This is a genomic window from Maribacter sp. UBA3344 (assembly GCF_002362375.1).
Classification (GTDB): Bacteria; Bacteroidota; Bacteroidia; order Flavobacteriales; family Flavobacteriaceae; genus Maribacter; species Maribacter dokdonensis.
The window spans coordinates 311,150-328,356 of sequence record NZ_DERI01000011.1; the positions used below are offsets into that span (position 1 = coordinate 311,150).

11 protein-coding genes are annotated in these 17,207 nt (G+C 35.0%); 5 read left to right on the forward strand and 6 right to left on the reverse strand.

The window, feature by feature from the left end:
* Positions 1-10: 10 nt before the first annotated feature.
* The 3 genes from B2Z27_RS09015 to B2Z27_RS09025 form a co-directional block, all read right to left on the reverse strand.
* Positions 11-424 (reverse strand): response regulator, encoded by a 414-nt coding sequence (locus tag B2Z27_RS09015; RefSeq protein ID WP_071341684.1) that lies wholly within the window; start codon positions 422-424, stop codon positions 11-13.
* Between the two features lie 4 nt (positions 425-428).
* The gene (locus tag B2Z27_RS09020; protein WP_286813409.1) at positions 429-2,216 is read right to left on the reverse strand and encodes a sensor histidine kinase; all 1,788 of its coding nucleotides are present in this window, start codon (positions 2,214-2,216) and stop codon (positions 429-431) included.
* 258 nt (positions 2,217-2,474) lie between these two features.
* Positions 2,475-4,535 carry a tetratricopeptide repeat protein gene (locus B2Z27_RS09025; protein ID WP_286813410.1) on the reverse strand — a complete coding sequence of 687 codons (2,061 nt, stop codon included), beginning with the start codon at positions 4,533-4,535 and terminating at the stop codon, positions 2,475-2,477.
* 225 nt (positions 4,536-4,760) lie between these two features.
* On the opposite strand from B2Z27_RS09025, the gene B2Z27_RS09030 reads away from it, so the two are divergent.
* The 5 genes from B2Z27_RS09030 (at position 4,761) to B2Z27_RS09050 (ending at position 11,072) form a co-directional block, all read left to right on the forward strand.
* Positions 4,761-5,600 (forward strand): hypothetical protein, encoded by an 840-nt coding sequence (locus tag B2Z27_RS09030; RefSeq protein WP_286813411.1) that lies wholly within the window; start codon positions 4,761-4,763, stop codon positions 5,598-5,600.
* Between the two features lie 253 nt (positions 5,601-5,853).
* Complete coding sequence (locus tag B2Z27_RS09035; RefSeq protein WP_286813412.1) at positions 5,854-7,083, forward strand: glycosyltransferase; 1,230 nt, start codon at positions 5,854-5,856, stop codon at positions 7,081-7,083.
* A 260-nt stretch (positions 7,084-7,343) separates the two neighbouring features.
* Entirely contained in the window at positions 7,344-8,483 is a 1,140-nt protein-coding gene (locus tag B2Z27_RS09040; protein WP_058103430.1) for a response regulator, read from the forward strand.
* Positions 8,484-8,522: 39 nt separating this feature from the next.
* Positions 8,523-9,779 (forward strand): oligosaccharide flippase family protein, encoded by a 1,257-nt coding sequence (locus B2Z27_RS09045; RefSeq protein ID WP_286813413.1) that lies wholly within the window; start codon positions 8,523-8,525, stop codon positions 9,777-9,779.
* Positions 9,780-9,842: 63 nt separating this feature from the next.
* Positions 9,843-11,072 carry a glycosyltransferase gene (locus tag B2Z27_RS09050; RefSeq protein WP_286813414.1) on the forward strand — a complete coding sequence of 410 codons (1,230 nt, stop codon included), beginning with the start codon at positions 9,843-9,845 and terminating at the stop codon, positions 11,070-11,072.
* Between the two features lie 97 nt (positions 11,073-11,169).
* Here the strand turns inward: B2Z27_RS09050 and B2Z27_RS09055 are convergent, their stop codons facing one another.
* The 3 genes from B2Z27_RS09055 to B2Z27_RS09065 are packed head-to-tail and all read right to left on the reverse strand — an operon-like array spanning position 11,170 to position 17,039.
* Positions 11,170-12,720 (reverse strand): cellulase family glycosylhydrolase, encoded by a 1,551-nt coding sequence (locus tag B2Z27_RS09055; RefSeq protein WP_286813415.1) that lies wholly within the window; start codon positions 12,718-12,720, stop codon positions 11,170-11,172.
* Positions 12,701-13,948 (reverse strand): hypothetical protein, encoded by a 1,248-nt coding sequence (locus tag B2Z27_RS09060; protein WP_286813416.1) that lies wholly within the window; start codon positions 13,946-13,948, stop codon positions 12,701-12,703. The genes B2Z27_RS09055 and B2Z27_RS09060 overlap by 20 nt, the downstream gene beginning before the upstream one ends.
* Before the next feature lies 1 nt (position 13,949).
* Positions 13,950-17,039 carry a hypothetical protein gene (locus B2Z27_RS09065; protein WP_286813417.1) on the reverse strand — a complete coding sequence of 1,030 codons (3,090 nt, stop codon included), beginning with the start codon at positions 17,037-17,039 and terminating at the stop codon, positions 13,950-13,952.
* Positions 17,040-17,207: the final 168 nt, after the last annotated feature.

Genomic DNA, 17,207 nt, shown 5'->3' on the forward strand with positions numbered 1-17,207 from the left:
GGTCAGTGTTTTACCAATTTTCGTGGTAAATCTTTTTGAATATCTCTGCTAATTGTGTTTTGTTAACCGGTTTTACAACATAGCCGGTTAGCTCTTCAAAGTGAGATGCTCTTTTAATATCGCTATCTCGCATAGATGAACTTACCATATAAATATTTATGTTATTTATAATTTTTGGTTTAAGTTTTTTAAACTCGTTCAAAAAGCCCCAACCATCTAAAAATGGCATATTGATATCCAAAAAGATGACTTCAGGGAGTTCCATTTTTTGCGCAGTACATTCAGCAATGTATTCCACGGCCTGTTCACCATCAGTAAATGTAGTGACGATCAGTTCTTTTGATAATTGCTGAATTGTCTTTTCCATTAAATATAAGTAGAGCTCATCATCATCTACTAGCAATATATTCGGTTTTGTATCCATAATCTTAAAATTTTATTTTGAACGTTGTTCCTTCTCCTACTTTACTGTCAATTGTTATAGTCGCATTTAAAGCCTCTAATTGAGATTTTATCAAAAAGAGTCCCATCCCCTTTCCAGAGATGTTTCTATGAAATCTCTTATATAATTTAAAAATATTTTCTCCATGTTTCTCTAGGTTTAGTCCCATACCGTTATCACGTACATATAACACTTTATGTTTATTTTCTATAGCCGATTCAAATTCAATATGTGAAGCAACATTGTCCCTCTTATATTTAATAGCATTAGAAACTAAATTTTGTATTACACTTTGTAAATAGAACTTTGAAAAGGTTATTTGGTTCCACACATCTAATTTCACCAATACATTAAAATCGCTATCATCTAAAAGCGTTTCGGTAAACTCATGCTTTACTTCCTCAATAAGTTCCGCTAGGTCAATATTTGACTGTTTAATTTCTTTATTATCCAAAATAGACACATATTCATTAATGTCTTTGGTTAAGTTGGTAATACTTTTTGCAACTTGATCTAACTTTGGAAGTAATTGATTTAGTATTTCTGGATTTTTTTCTTTCTGTATCATTTCAACAATAACAGACATACTGGTAACAGGAGAACGCAGATTATGGGAAATTAAATAGTTAAAATCGCTTAGCTGCTTGTTTCTAATTTCCAACCTATTGTTCATTTTGATGACCTTGATATTGTTTTCTTCTAATTTATTTTTATTTCTGGTCAACAATATATTTTTGCTTTCTAGCTCTTTGTAAAAAAGTTCTTTCTCTAATTTCTTTTTTTGAAAAACATAACACAATGTCAATAGACTTACAATTGAAATTGCATTAAACGTTATTAGGCTGTCGTATAAAGGTTTTGTATTTGCAGCTATGAGCCTTGGAGGAATTTCCACGATCATAAACCAATTGGTAGGCGTAACTATTTCAGATGCTATATTGGTTGCTGATCCAAAAGAATTGGACGTTCCATTCAGTATAATGGGCTGTAAGCGCCAAATGTGTTCTTTTTCTATTATAGTACTGTCACGGGTAATACCTACAGCTATGGATATTAGATTTTTAGGTAAAAGATCATCTACTTTACCAGATTCATAGGGTAAGTCTTCTTTGTGTAGGCTACTGCTAATTACACGTTGGCTTTCATCTAAGAGGTATAGTTCGGTATCGGCTATTTTGTTTTTAAGTTGGTCAAGAACCCTTTTCATTTTAAAGTTTATGACTACCAAGCCTATTTTAGTTTCAGTGGTGTCAAATATGGGTGCTACCGCTCTAATGACGGGTTTATGTGGTTTCTCAATTGCACCATTTTCTCTGTTAAGACTAATATGTGAAAGGTATAGTTGATTCTTTTGTAGTGCCAGCCCTTCTTTTACGTATAAATGATTTTCTTTATTCTGTAGATTACCAATGGTAACGGAGTCTGCACCATTTCTTACAGCTCTAAAAAACTCTTTTCCGTTTAAATCAATGAAACGAAATTGGTCATAATCGGTAATTTCTTTTATTAGTTCTATATAACGATCCATGAATGCAGTATGCTTGTTCATGGGGTCAAAATTAACGGGGTATGCTAAGTTGGACCAATACTTGGTATCGTGAAGTAACGTATTACATTGCTCAAGAAAGTACTCTTTTTTTATTTTAGCATCGCGCTTTTGGTATTCAGATAATCCTGCAATCTGTTTTTCTTTTTGAGCGTAAAAGACATATAGCGTAAGGGCCAACAACGGTAGGTATAATCCTAAAAACATTTTTAAAACTCTCTTCCACATAAAATATCAATTAGAGTTTCATTTTAATTAGTAATTCTTGGCTATGGAAGTGTATGTATATCTTACGCTAAAGTAAGTAAAATTCTTACATTTATTACTATGTTATTATCGTATTTCAAAAATAATGTTGATTTTTTAATGGATTGGCAATGTATTTTGTAGGAAAAGAGAAATGTAAATTTTATAACCCTACAATTATGTTTATTTTGCGTTTAAATAAAATGTTCAAATGCGAAATTTATTTGGTATCCAAGTGAACTAGTCAAAGTTTAATTTTTTATGGAATAGTGGTTTTTTAAGAAACAACCATTTCGCTTTTAAGCCAATTTCTGTAAACTCAAAACCAGCGGCTGTAGCAGATGCAATATTACTGTATTTGGCATATACACTTAAACTAAATCTTTTTGAAAATTGATGTTTAACAGAGGCTTCTGCTCTAAAGATATTAGTATTTGGGTCTTCCTCTACTTTTTGTATCCCTGTTGCGGCACTAACAGCATAGGTGGTTTTCTCCGAAATCTTTCCTCTAACATCTGCAAATATTTCTACGGCTTGGTATTTTTCTGGACTAAAATAAATAGTTGGCACCTGATCTTTAAAGGTGATATATTGATAATTCAATCCCATTTTCAAAGCAGGTTTTCTAAGCACATTGTAATATAATGAGGTAAATAGAAGGTTTCTTACATTTTCATCGCTTTGCTGGGTATGCATTAATTGTGTGTACCACCCAAAATTAACATTGGTACCAAGGTTGTAATTCAACCCATAATGATTCTGAATAATTTCACGCTCAATTAGTTCGGCATTAAAGTTTTGCACTTCACGTTGATATCCTAAAGTTAGGTTCTGCATTTTAAACGGCTGTAGGTCTAACTTTAAATCAATTACGGGTTGGGTGTAAGAATCATCTAAAAATCTAGAGTTGTTGATACCTACATTAGCTTTTAAAAGCCCCTTTGGAAACAATTTGTAATGAAGCCCGGCTACTACCACATGAGAGTTTGCCTTATTGACAGTTACAGTATTTTCGGTAGTTCTATAAAGGTATGATAATGTTGTTTTAAACTTGGTTGAAAAAGGGACGTCTACAGTGGTATTGGTAAAGAAAGCGGTATTGTTACCATTATCAAAAGTGTAGGCAGCATGTTCTTCTACGGTGGTGGTGTGCATCAAATTTAGCTTTTCTATAAAGCCTTTAGCATCTTTTTGATTCTTATAAAACTTTAAAGTTTGATTGGCCATTTTGTATGCAGGAATAATTCTATCAGATGCAAAAAGCGCATTTGCCTTACCTAAGTTACCATCAAATGACGCACTGTCATTGGCCAAGATCCTGTCGTAGCTTTTAACGCTAGATTTTGCATCACCGGTATATAAACCTAAGGTTGCCCTCAACGCATGTATCCAATTTCTGTTTTGATAATGCACTTCTAAGCTATCTATTTTTTTCTTTGCCGTAATAAATTTTCTATTCCAGATCAGCGCTTGTACATATCGGTCATAAGTACTTTCTGTTAAGGGAACATCATCAATTTGATCTACCTTAACCGTTGCAGTTTTTGAGATTCTTAAAGCTTCTTTATCGTTCTCATTTATATGTTCTGCCAAAGCTATGCCATTTAAGGCGGTAATAGAATCTTTTTGATTTGTTGCGTAACGTGCGTACATGTTCTTAGCCTTATCTCCTTGTTTTATTATTAAATAGAGATTGGCTAGATTAAGTAATACATCTTTATCATTAGGAAAATCCTCAAAGACTTTTTTAAGCGTTTGCTCTCCCTGTTTATATTGTTGATTGTTTACAAAACTATTGGCATAGCCCAGTCTCATAAACTTTCTGGAAATTTTGGCACTTTCATTTTCTGGCTGAAGGGCAATAGCTTTTTCTACCCAACTTAAAGCTGATTTGTACTCTTTTAAGTTACTTAACGTATTTGCGTAACCTAAAACGGCACCAAATTTTTCAGGAAATTGTTCCACTAAGTCAGCATATAAAGGCTTGGCCTGTTCATATTCTCTTGCCCATAGAAAAGACTCATTATAATTAATTAAAATTTCAAAGTCGCCCGGGTATTCTTTTAATAGCTCAGAGAACAAATTTGTGGCTTTTTTAGGCTCACCGCTTAGGCCAACGGCCCTGCCATAACATAACTTTGCGGTTTTATTGTTGGGATCTTCTTTAAGGTATTCTCCAAAAAATAGTTCGGCCTCTTGAAAGTTACCTTGCTCAAGTAAACCAAAGCCTTTGGTCATATCAGATTGCGCGGTTAACACAGATGTGGTTACCAGAAATAGAAATATTATTTTTCGGATCATTTAAAAGTCAGATTAATACTACAAATACCTAACGGTAATTATTGCGATTTATTTGTTTAGAAGAATAATGTAAAGTTAAAAGGTCTCCTATTATTCTAGAAGTAAGATAATTGCCATTGGTCTACAGTAATGCGTAAACCACCTAAACCACCACAAAATAAAGGGCAGTTGTTCAGAAATTTGATGTCAAATGAAATTATTTACACAGACACTAAAATGATAATAATGGGAACAAATAAAGTAGTACTTACAGAATTATCTCCAGAACAATTATTAATGACGAGCGTATCTGTCTTTGTCATTGGGGGTAATTATATTGCCAATCAATTTTTAAGTGGGTTCTTAGCAGGTACGGCATATGGTATGCCCTTCCTGCTCATAAGCTTAGTACTGATGTTGGTTTTGTTTGGCTTTTCGTATCACCAAATAATATCAAAAGATTCAACTATTGGTGTCAATAACGCTATGGCATTTAATAGATTTAAAAACTTTATAGTGTTGATAGCATGTTATGAGCTCATACATGTAACAATCAGTTATATACATTTATTTTTAGTTAAGCACTACTTAGGTGTTATAGAAGCAAAGGTGTATGCATCAATGGCTTTGATCGGACATTTTGTTTATTTCGTTTTTTGGGTAGTCTCGGTAATTTTGATTTCCAATGTAACCGAAAACGATAGAAAGTTTAAGATTACCATTTCAAAAGCCTTAAAATATTCTTTGTATGCTGTAATGGTCAGTTCCATTATTGCAATGGTATGCGTTTCATTTTCAGAAACTCTTTTAAATATTGTTGACTTTTCACCATTGTTATTTCAATATGTTTTGGGTACACTATTGTTTGCTATCTCTAGTGTGTTTACCTATTACTATTTATCATTGGGTAAGTATCTTCCCGTAATAATATCGGGTGTGGTAGGTCTTTCACAGATTATATTATTGGCATTTTTTCATAACAGCTTGGTAGTTATAATTCAAGTTTATGTTATAGCCATGGTAGCGCTTCTTGTTGCGCAACTTCTTTATGTAAGCCATAATCTAATACTAAAAAAGGTTAGTTGAAATTTAGCTTTTAGAAGTGGGCAAATAGCTCTTAAGTTCCTGCTTATATGGCTCAGTTAGTTTGTTGTAGTGATTGAAGATTGTTTTTAACTGGTTGATTTTGTGTTGTTTGTGTTCTGTGTTTTTGCTTAACCTATAATAGCTCCCGTTCGTCTACAGTAATGCTTCATCCACCTAAAATCCATCTTTAAAGCTTTGTATTTGCTGGATATTTGTACCAGAAATAACCCAATAGATTTTAAAACTTAACCTTATGAAACTTGCTATTGTAACCGCATACCCCCCTAGTAAAGTAACCTTGACCGAGTATGGATATCACTTGGTAAAACACTTTAGATTACAAAAAGAGGTCACAGAAATTATTCTTATTACCGATAAGACCAAAGGTGAAAAAGATTTGAATTTTGAAGAAAAAGGATGTAAAGTCACAGTTAAAGAATGCTGGAATTTTAATGACTACACCAATGTATTTAAGGTCGATAAAGTCATTGCTTCTACCAAACCAGATGCTGTACTTTTTAACTTACAATTTTTAAAGTTCGGAGATAAAAAAATACCGGCAGCGTTAGGCTTAATGTTACCATTATTGTGTAAGATGAAAGGTATACCTACCATATCATTAATGCATAATATTATAGAGCAGGTAGATTTAAATACTGCAGGTATTACTTCAAATAAATTTTTTCAAAAAATTTATAGCGGTATAGGTAATCTATTAACAAAACTGGTGCTGACTTCAGATGTTGTTGCAGTAACTATGGGTAAATATCAAACTATTCTGGAAAACAAATATCAATCTAGAAACGTGGCCTTAATTCCTCACGGATCTTTTGAAACGCCAGAAGAACCTGATTTTACTTTACCTGCCGGACCAAAAAAGATATTGACTTTTGGAAAATTTGGTACATATAAAAAGGTGGAAATAATGATCGAAGCCATAGAGTTGATCAGAAGGCGTACTAATCAAAATTTGGAGATTGTCATAGCTGGTGCAGATAGCCCTAATACTCCTGTGTATTTAGAAAGCGTTAATAAGAAATATGCACATGTTGATCAATTATGCTTTACCGGTTATGTTGAAGAAGACACCGTGCCTACAATATTTGAAGAAAGTGCAGTTGTGGTATTTCCATATACTTCTACCACAGGTAGCTCTGGTGTACTACATCAGGCAGGTAGTTATGGTAAAGCTGTTGTCTTGCCTGAGCTTGGTGATTTAAGTACGTTAATTAAAGAAGAAGGGTATAAGGGTGAATTTTATAATTCAAAAAGTGTATCATCATTGGCAGATGCCATAGAAAATATATTGGCTCATGATTCTTACCGCGAGTATTTGGCCAAAGCTAATTACAGAGCGGCAAGCGCTATACCCATGTCAAAAGTGGTGAAAATGTATATAGAATACTTTAAGGTAATACAAGTGGCCAAATCTAAAGGTTTCACCTTAGATGTTCCGTTGGTAGAAAAGAATATAGTGTTTTAAACTTTTTGGTTAGGTTAAGTGCAAAGAGGAGTAGTGTGGTTAGCTACTCCTTTTTATTAATAGGGACTACAATGGTTGAAATTAAATAATCAAGATCAATTAGATTCTTACTTAAATGACTATTAAGAAAGAAACGCTTACAACTTAAAACCAGTGATTTAGCTGGTGTATGATTTTTTTAAATACTAAAATTTTCTTAAATACTTACAATTTTTTAAAAATACTGCGTTATATGTAGGTTAAATCTTACTTTTTAAATCATGAAAATACTAACCATAGATGATCAACAGTTGATACTCTTATCTGTTGAAAAAAGACTAACTGAACTTGGCTATGATGTGATGACTGCTGATTCTGGCCAGAAGGGAATTGAGTTGTATGACTCTTTTCAACCAGATTTGGTCCTTGTTGATATAAACATGCCAGATATTTCTGGTTTAGAAGTTGTGAAACATATTAAAGGGGGCGAAAGAAATGCTACGCCTGTTTTAGTAATGTCGGGCAACACGGAAGAAGCTATTATTATGGATGGCTTTACGCTGGGCATAGATGACTATATGAAAAAGCCAGTGAGCTTATCAGAAATGTCTGCACGTATTAAAAGACTAATTGGAGCACCGGTTGTTGAACTAAAAACTGAAATTTCTACTGGCGGTAGAATGCTCCAAAAAAACTGTGTTGGTGTTGTTATTCCTTGTTATAATGAAGAAGAACGTCTTTCTGGCACCGAGTTTAAAGATTTTGCACATAGCAACCTTGGCTATCACCTTTGTTTTGTTAATGACGGTAGTACGGATAACACCTTAAAAGTTTTAGAGGAACTCAGAAAAGGGAACGAGAGTAATATCAGTATCTACGATTGTGAAAAAAATGGCGGTAAGGCAGAAGCGGTACGTTTAGGAATGCTTCATATGGCCAAAGATCCGCAATTAGACTATATAGGCTTTTTAGATGCCGATCTTTCTACGGATTTTAGGGATTTTGATGATTTAGTGGAAACCCTGGATAAATCCAATTTTAAAATAGTTAGTGGTTCTAGAATGAGCAGAATGGGTGCAGATATTACTAAGGAATCTGCACGTAAGGTTATTAGTATGACCATCAACCTTATTATCAGAACTATTTTAAGAATGCCCTTTAACGATACCCAATGTGGGGCTAAAGTTATGGATCGCTCTGTAGTACCATTGCTTTTTAATAAACCGTTTATTACCAAATGGTTGTTTGATGTTGAAATGTTCATACGTATGCGTAAGCATTATGGTAAGGTAGAGGCTAAAAAACTTATTTGTGAGCAGCCGTTAAAACGTTGGATCCATGCAGATGGTTCTAAACTTTCTATGAAAGATTCCGTAAAAATTGTTGGCCAATTGGCAAAAATAGCTATCGTTTACAGATAATATCTATATCACAAATCCCTCTTAAACCACCCTATCATTATGTCAACAATAAAGTTAGCACTTAAGCGAATTTCCCCTAAACAATTGTTTATGGTTAGCGCTTTGCTGGTAAATGGCGGTAATTACCTTTATAATTTGCTATTAGGTAGGTTATTAGGTCCAGAAGCTTTTGCAGATGCGGCTTTATTGGTGACATTACTCTTGGTTTTGTCTTTTGTAGGTATGACCTTCCAATTGGCTACCACCAAATTTGCAGTTTTATTTACCGATCAAACATGGGTTGCCTTTAAGAATACCATGTATAGATATACACTTGTTTTTGGGGTGTTTACCGGTATTCTAGTACTAATTTTCTCAAAACATCTGCAAGCATTGTTCAATACGCAGAACCATTATATGTTCATGATTTTTGCCGTTGCCATACCCTTATACTTTGTTATGAGCGTAAACAGGGGTAGGTTTCAAGGAGGTCATGATTTTGGAAAATTGGCGGGTACATATCAAACAGAAATGTGGAGTAGGTTATTACTAACGTTCGCCCTACTAATATTGGTACCCTTGGAATCTGGAATTTTAATTGCAGTTGGTATTTCTCTTTCTTTTGTATTTGGACTTTTTCCTTCAGATTTTAAAGGAGTTAAGGTTTTCTCAAAAGATAAATTACCTGCAGTGGATTTAAAACAAGTATGGATTTTTATTGGTTTGACCGCTGGTTATGAACTTACTCAAATCATTATTAATAATAGCGACATCTTATTGGTGAAGCATTATTTTGATGATAAACAAGCAGGTCTATATTCATCACTGGCCTTAATTGGTAGGGTAGTATACTTTGTTGCCTGGATGTTTGTAATGCTTTTAATGCCTACGGTAATTCAAAAACAAAAAGATGGTGAACCAACGGCACCCGTACTTTTTAAATACGTATTTTTTATTGGAACATTATCTGCATTCATTGTGGCGGTATGTTATTTACTGCCCAATTTGATCATCACTTTAATGTTCGGAGATGCCTATTTAAGTATTGCTCCGCTACTTTGGAAATATGCGTTGGCAACTTCGTTGTTTGCCGTCTCCAATATTTTTGCTTATTACTTTTTATCACTTAACCAATACTCGCCGGTAATATTATCGGGCTTATTGGGCTTTTCACAAGTAGCATTGATCATGCTTTACCATGGTGGACTTGAAACTGTGGTACATATGCAGATAATAGCAATGGTCATATTATTGGTTGCGCAACTATTATTTTTCATCATTAAGAACAAAACTGAAACAAAAATTATAACGAAATAAAAAATAGGGTTTTCATATACCTCATGTCACTTTATATAACCTAGTCTATTAAAATTAACCACAATGAAATTAGCAATTGTAACCGCATATCCGCCCAGTAAAGTAACCTTAACAGAATATGGTTATTATTTAGTGAAACACTTTAGGCTTCAAAAAGAAGTAACTGAGTTGATACTGATTACCGATCGTACAAATGAACCAAAAGACTTGAATTTTGAAGGTGATGGTTGTAAGATTACGGTCAAAGAATGTTGGAGTTTTAATAACTACAGCAACATATTTAGCATTAGTAAGACCATATCACAAACAAAGCCAGATGCCGTACTTTTTAATCTGCAATTTTTAAAGTTCGGGGATAAAAAAATACCTGCTGCACTAGGGTTAATGCTACCCTTCATTTGTAAATCTAAAGGAATACCTACCATATCATTGTTACACAATATTCTTGAGCAAGTAGATTTGGAAAATGCAGGTTTTACTAAAAATAAATTATTACAAAGTATATACAACTTTATTGGCACTACGTTGACCAAATTTGTATTGGCTTCAGATATTCTTGCGGTAACCATAAGTAAATATGTAACAACCTTAGAGCAAAAATATAAGGTTAAGAATGTGGCCTTAATTCCACATGGTGCTTTTGAAACTCCGCCAGAGCCAGATTTTAAACTTCCTGAAGGACCAAAACAGGTTATGGCTTTTGGTAAGTTTGGAACGTATAAAAAAGTAGAGATTCTTATAGAGGCGGTTGAAGAAATCCGCGCTAGAAGCAATGCCGATATTGAAATTGTAATTGCAGGAACGGATAGTCCTAATACACCAGGTTATCTTGATGAAATGAAACAGAAATATAGCCATGTGCCGCAGATCAGGTTTACTGGTTATGTAGCGGAAGAGGACGTGCCTAAAATATTTGGGGAAAGTGCGGTTACCGTTTTTCCTTACACATCTACTACAGGGAGTTCAGGTGTTCTACACCAGGCTGGTAGTTATGGTAATGCCGTTGCTTTACCAGATTTAGGAGACTTAAGTGTTTTAGTAAAAGAAGAAGGTTATGTAGGCGAGTTTTTTGATGCGCACGATACATCATCTTTAGCCAATGCAATTGAAAAGATCATTACCGATGATAGTTATAGAATTCAATTGGCAAAACAAAATTATAAAGCGGCATGCTCATTACCGATGTCCGATATTACACAAATGTATATAGATTACTTTAAGGCGATACAGAAGTCTAAGGAAACCGGATTTAATATTGATATTTCGACTATGGAGAAGAAATTGGTTCATTAGAATCGATATGGTTAGTGTTATAAGGGCTGACTTGTCACCAGCCCTTTTTCTATGTTTTCATTTACCTTAATATAATAGGATAAAATGAAATAGATAATTACTCCTTTTTAATCTGTTCCACCAATTCAAAATACGAAGGTTTTTTATTGCCCAATGTATCTATACAGCCAAAATAGTGCTGTTTTTTTGTTTTCCAGGGTAAGCTTCCTGCCACGGCACTTGGTACTTTTTCAAAATCATATAATGTCCAAAACATATATGGGACTTCGTTTTCTTTCAATACCTGTTGCATTTGACTATAGTATTCTTTTTGCCCTTCTTGGTCTGCACCTCTATAAAAATTCCACGCACCTTTGTATGATGATATACCGTACTCTTGAAGTAATTTAGGTTTGTTGGGCACAGCTGAATTCAAGGTGTCATAAGCTGTTTTGAAATCTTCGATATCCTTATAATAATGAAAGGATACAAAATCTACTTTATCGGCAAGTTCTATACCGGCTTCTGGGGTAGACCAACCTATAGTGACCGGATGTTTTTTGTCCCATTTTTTGATATTTGCAATCATTTGCTCTAACCAGTTTAGGACCCGTAAACGTCCGCGGGATTCAAAATCCAGGTCTGGTTCGTTTTTAATATCCCAACCTAGTACTGCGGGGTGGTCTTTAACGGCATTGACTATTTGCTGGGCGTGCCTGTGTGTTAAAGTCCAGTTAGAAACATCATAATCCCCATAGAAATCGAATAAAGTGATTAAAACGTCTAAATTGTGGGCTTCAGCGCTGTCTAAAAGTGTCTTTAACAGCTGCAGTTTTTTATGATCAACTTTATTTTTGCCAAAGTCTTCATACTGTATGAATATACGAATGGTGTTGAGCCCCATATCTTGTATGATCTTAAAATCTTGCTCTATAATTGTATCATTAAATTTCTTGCCAAACGTATCCCAAGGCGAATCTTTAGGGTAGTAGTTAATTCCTTTGATCTGGTTGATTTTCTTTAATTGGTCATCAATGTTTCTTGGCTCAATAGGCATTGTATCAACTGGTGAGGGAATTTCCTTTAAATGTCTTATCCGCCAAAAACCATCCTCCAAAAGCATCATTACTTGATAGCTGGTGGTATCTCTTTCGGTCAACAATAAAGTTTCTCCTTCATAGATTTCTTGGTATTCTTCAACGTTATAGTCTTTAAAAACGACCATGGTACCATCCGCCGTATAAAAGTCTAAAGCAGAGTTGTGGTTTAGTGTAGTGCGCTTGTACCAATGATTGTTTTTTTTGTTGAGGTCTATATTATCATAAAGCCTTACCCTTGCGCTATCGGTATAAAAATCCTCTATTCCGTATCGGTCATTTTTCTTATAGGCTATGTTTCTCACGTGCCATGCGTTCATATAGTCATTAGTGATTTCTGCCAGAGCTTGTTTTTCCATAGGTCTACCGGGATTGTCTAAACTGACCCAATCAAGATTTGGTTTGTAGACATCCTCCATGGGAACTTCTAAATGTAACATGGAAGTCTTATCTGCACCCGTATTCATAAATGCCCATGCAGCGCCAATACCATAAAGAACTAGTCCGTTGATAGCTAAAAAAGTAATTATGAGTACTGTTCTGTACAATGTTTTATTCAACTGTATCGCCATCTATATTTTTTATAAATTCTTTGGTTATACCTGCAGCGTTAATTTTAAGTTTGTATTTACCTTCCGCTAAAAAATATTCACCAAGAAAAATGTTACATACACCATTTTTGGTAGTGGTTTTTTTAGAGGAAATAAAAACATCATCCATATCATAGATGTCTAATTGCACTAGCAAACCATCTGGTATTAACTGCTTCATAAAACTTTCAAATGGTCCAATATCTATATTTCTATTTCCTTTTGAAAAGTGAACAGGATAGTCTTTAATGGCAGCGTTAAAGGTAAAGTTGGTGGTGTTACTTTCTGCTGCTCCGGTGACAAATGCTTGTATTTCCCACTCGGCCGCTTTATCCGGGTGTAATGTTTTTGCTTCTGCAATTCCGTTTATGGTTGTGCCTAAAGTATACAGGTAGGCATTTTGATCTGTTTTTATTACAAAGGTTACCAATGTGCCATTGGTTACTATGTTGCCATATTCGTCTTTAATAATGTCCGATGTAAAAGTGATGATCTGGTTTCCATCTGCATAATTATGAGCGCTAGCACTGCTAATGGAAAAATTTGTTGCATTATTTGGGTAAACTATTGTGGCAAGTTCTTTAGAGGTTGTACCGTTACACTCGGCCGTAACTAATATTCTGCCTGATTTTAAAGTTGACCTAACATTATAAAATGCGAAAAAACTCTCAGTTTCAATTTCTACTTCATCGATATTATCCTGAAACTGGTATTTTACGGTGACCTTAGTGCCATCGTCTAATGGGTTGTCAAAAGCGTCTGTGGGGGCAACGGTCAACATAGAGTAATCATTGTAGCCAGCCGTAACACTCCGAGGACCAAAATAAGATTCTATATAAGTGTCTTTTGGGGCGTTCGTGGCAATATCAAATTTTCCCTGTTTTATCATATGTCCATCCATTAGAAGTTCCCATCTACACGGACCGGCAACTCTGGTATAGTTTTTAGGAATATGGAACACCATGTTTTCTTTTTCGGATATCTCAGGGGACAAAAGCACACTTCCAAAGGCATTTTTAATGTGTAGTTTAAAATTATCAATGTCAATATCGGTTTTGAATACCATTGAAATAGCATCACCCGCAACGCTATGAGTAACATTAGAAACTATTTCAACGGTAGGTTGAGAGAATTCGGTAAGGTATTCTTCTTTTTTACCTGAACAACCAAGTAATATAAGTGCTAATATGTATAAGGCTGTACTGCGCATATTATTTTGGATTACCTATATAACTGTTAATCTCAAATTTCACATAGTCATAACCTTTGCCTTTAAAAGGTTGGCTCTGCTGTTTGCCATGAATCAATTTTCTGTCCGGAAAAATTTTATCTGCAATAGCTTTATTGGGCAACCCATTGACAAAACAATTTTCCAAACTGCTACTTATAACTTCTAAACTATCTAATGCCAGGGGTTTGTAATTAAAGAATTGTTTACGTTGAATACGTACCCCTTCTGTTATAAATTTATGATCTACCCAAAGTAACTCGCTATTTTCATCATAATAAGAAATGATCAATTGTGGTATGGTAACTTCTTGTACACCGGAGTTGAACAAAACACCCTCAAAACCCTGATCCGTATATTTTAGATCTTGTAATGCAACGTGTTTATATAAATCGGTATTTGCGGTATTACCAGCAGACTGTAAGTTAAACTTGGTCGGTTGTTCTTCAAAACTGACCGGCGTAAATTGGTCTGGATCAAAAGTAGGGGGTAAGGTGTCTTTTGTAGATGACCATGCTATACCCTCAAAGTTAATTTTAAAGGTAGTAGTTTCTTTTGGCATTAGCTTATGCTTAATTTGATGTTTGGCGTTATAATTAGCCAGTTCTTTATCATTATCATTGTATAATGTTGCTTTTATTACTACATCTGCGGGTGTATTATCTACATTTTGTAGCTCTCCAATTACACTGTATTGCCCCTTGTATTTTACCAATTTGGCAGATAAAATTTCTAATACGGGTTGTTTTAGAACATCTTCATGGTAGGTTTCTTGTGTGGTAATCTTTCGTCTACCATGATTGTAATAGGTTGTGCCGTTAGCTGTAAATAATTGGTCTGGCGGAATATCATTATCCACCTTAACAGATTTAATGTACCATTTGTTCTTACGTTTTACCAATTCATGATAATCATTATTGAAAACATTTTCCAAAGGGGTAATCCATCTTGTAGCTACTTTGGCCTTTGCACTATTTTCAGTCTCATCGTAAATTTCAATGCCTAAGGAATCCAGTTTTGCATAAGAACTTAGTATACCATCGGTAACTGAAACTTCTAGCATATACTGGGCTATATCAATATGGTCTTCTGGGTCAATATAAGAGTGTGCCGTAGAGAATTCTTTAAAGTCCAATGCATCATAATAGGATTCTACTACGTTAGTGGGTGACAACTGAGCAACATTTTTCACGTAGAATATATACATACCATATCCTAAGCAGATAAGTATCAGCAATGCCCACCAATGAGAAAAGGTTAATAATTTAGGAGGAAATCTGTTGTACGGCAATTCTAATTTCATGAAAGAATGTACCGGTGTCTTTCTGGATTTTAACAGTCTAACCCATATCATTTGGATATTTACAAATATAGCAATGAGCACGGTGGTTAACGGTATTACGCCCCACATGATCTTCATAATGGTAGGTACATCTTGTTTGGGCATAATTTGGGGTATGGGTGCAACATTAAGTTTTTCCCAAACCATGATTCCATTTTCTAATTGTTGCAAGCGCTGCCAACCGCAATAATAGAGTATAGGGTCATAGAACTTATCATTGGAGAAAATATACTTTAAGTTGTATTTCTCGGGTACGGTCAAAAACTGTTGTAAAGAACCTATACCTTCTACACCTCTAAATTTAGAGTTCTCAATTCTTTCAATGGCCCTTGTAGTCAATTCGGGCAATCGCCTTGCGGAATGGTAGTTGCCATCTACCGTCATGGCTCCGCTCTGGGCAGATAACCATGCCATTTGATCACCAAAGCCCAGTGGTAGATATCGCCATGAGTCATGCGAATCTGCACCCAAAAAGTTGACAATGGGCAACATTTTAATTTTAGCGGGTTGCGATGGTCTAAAATACCCCAAGGTCATGGTAAAGAGCACCATGAATAGCATTCCGCCTGCAATGAGACCGCCTAAGACCCTATGGTATACACCACCAAATTTAGATTGTATAAGTACCTTAAGGTCTCCTTCTACCATACGGTAGGCAAATTCTGCAAATATGGGCAATGCCATAATGGTAGCCCATAATGTAAATCTATCTAGGGTAAGAATATTAAATGCAGTTTCACCTAACATCATTAACGGAATAGGCGTAGTACCACCGGTTCCCAGAATGGTCAAAAGGGCAAATGACAATCCGAAGAATACATATCTTTTGCTAAAATATCTGTAAAAGAAATAAGGGAGTATAAATAGAAATACACCCCAAGGAATAATAAAAAATACCAGTCCAGATGAGGTTACCTCTAAGAAATTATCTCTAGATCCATGTGGTATGGCAACTTGGGTAATGGGGTTTCTTTTAGAATTGTACCAATAGGGAAAAATACAGAAAACCAGTAAAAAAATTGCGGTACCGCCAAACTTGGCTATACGCCAAAAATGCTGTAAAGTAGTACCCCAAAAGACTTTAAAGGTAAGCGCTTTATAAGAGTTTACTTTTTCTCTTGCAGCATCCATAACAGCCATACCCATTAATGGAGCTATAAAGAACACCATGCCGAACAAAGGGGTAACATGATGTGAGGTTACCGTAACCGCAAGCATGGTGGCCGAGGTTATAAAATATCTTGTTTTACCTGTTTTTATCCAAAGGTAAATTTCGGTCATTGCATGTAATAATATCGACAATGCAGAAACACTTGGCAGTTGCCCAAAAATGTGCAAGGTTTCTACAAATGTTGATGAAAATACGGCCATTACGGCACCGTAACCGGCAATTCTTCTGCTGCCTGTCATAAGAAGGGTATACCTATAGGCACCAGTTATAAAGAGTACGATGGCTATGAGTGCCACAGCATACATGCCAAATTTGAGTCCGCCAATGTATGAGAGAATTCCAATTAATTGATGTACTAACGGTGGGTAAGATTGTACTGTAAAACCGGTATACCATCTATACTCCCAAGGATCAAACCAGCTATTGGCATAATGGTCAGCAAAAAATAGGTGAATCAATGCATCGTAGGTAGACTCTAGAGTAAAAAAAATGGCAGAACCATGAAAAGCTAGCCCTACGATTAAAGCTAATATTAAGAGGGTGTTGGTTTTTTTCTCCAAAGTTTATATAAGCATCAAAGTCAATTAAAAGTACTAAATATAGCAGTTGAAGATTACATAGGAAAGCGATAATTCAAAATATTAGTAATATAATACTTACATGGTTGTATAATGAGCTTAATCGTAGTGATGATATTTAATATGGTCACCAATGTCCAAATGTGTATT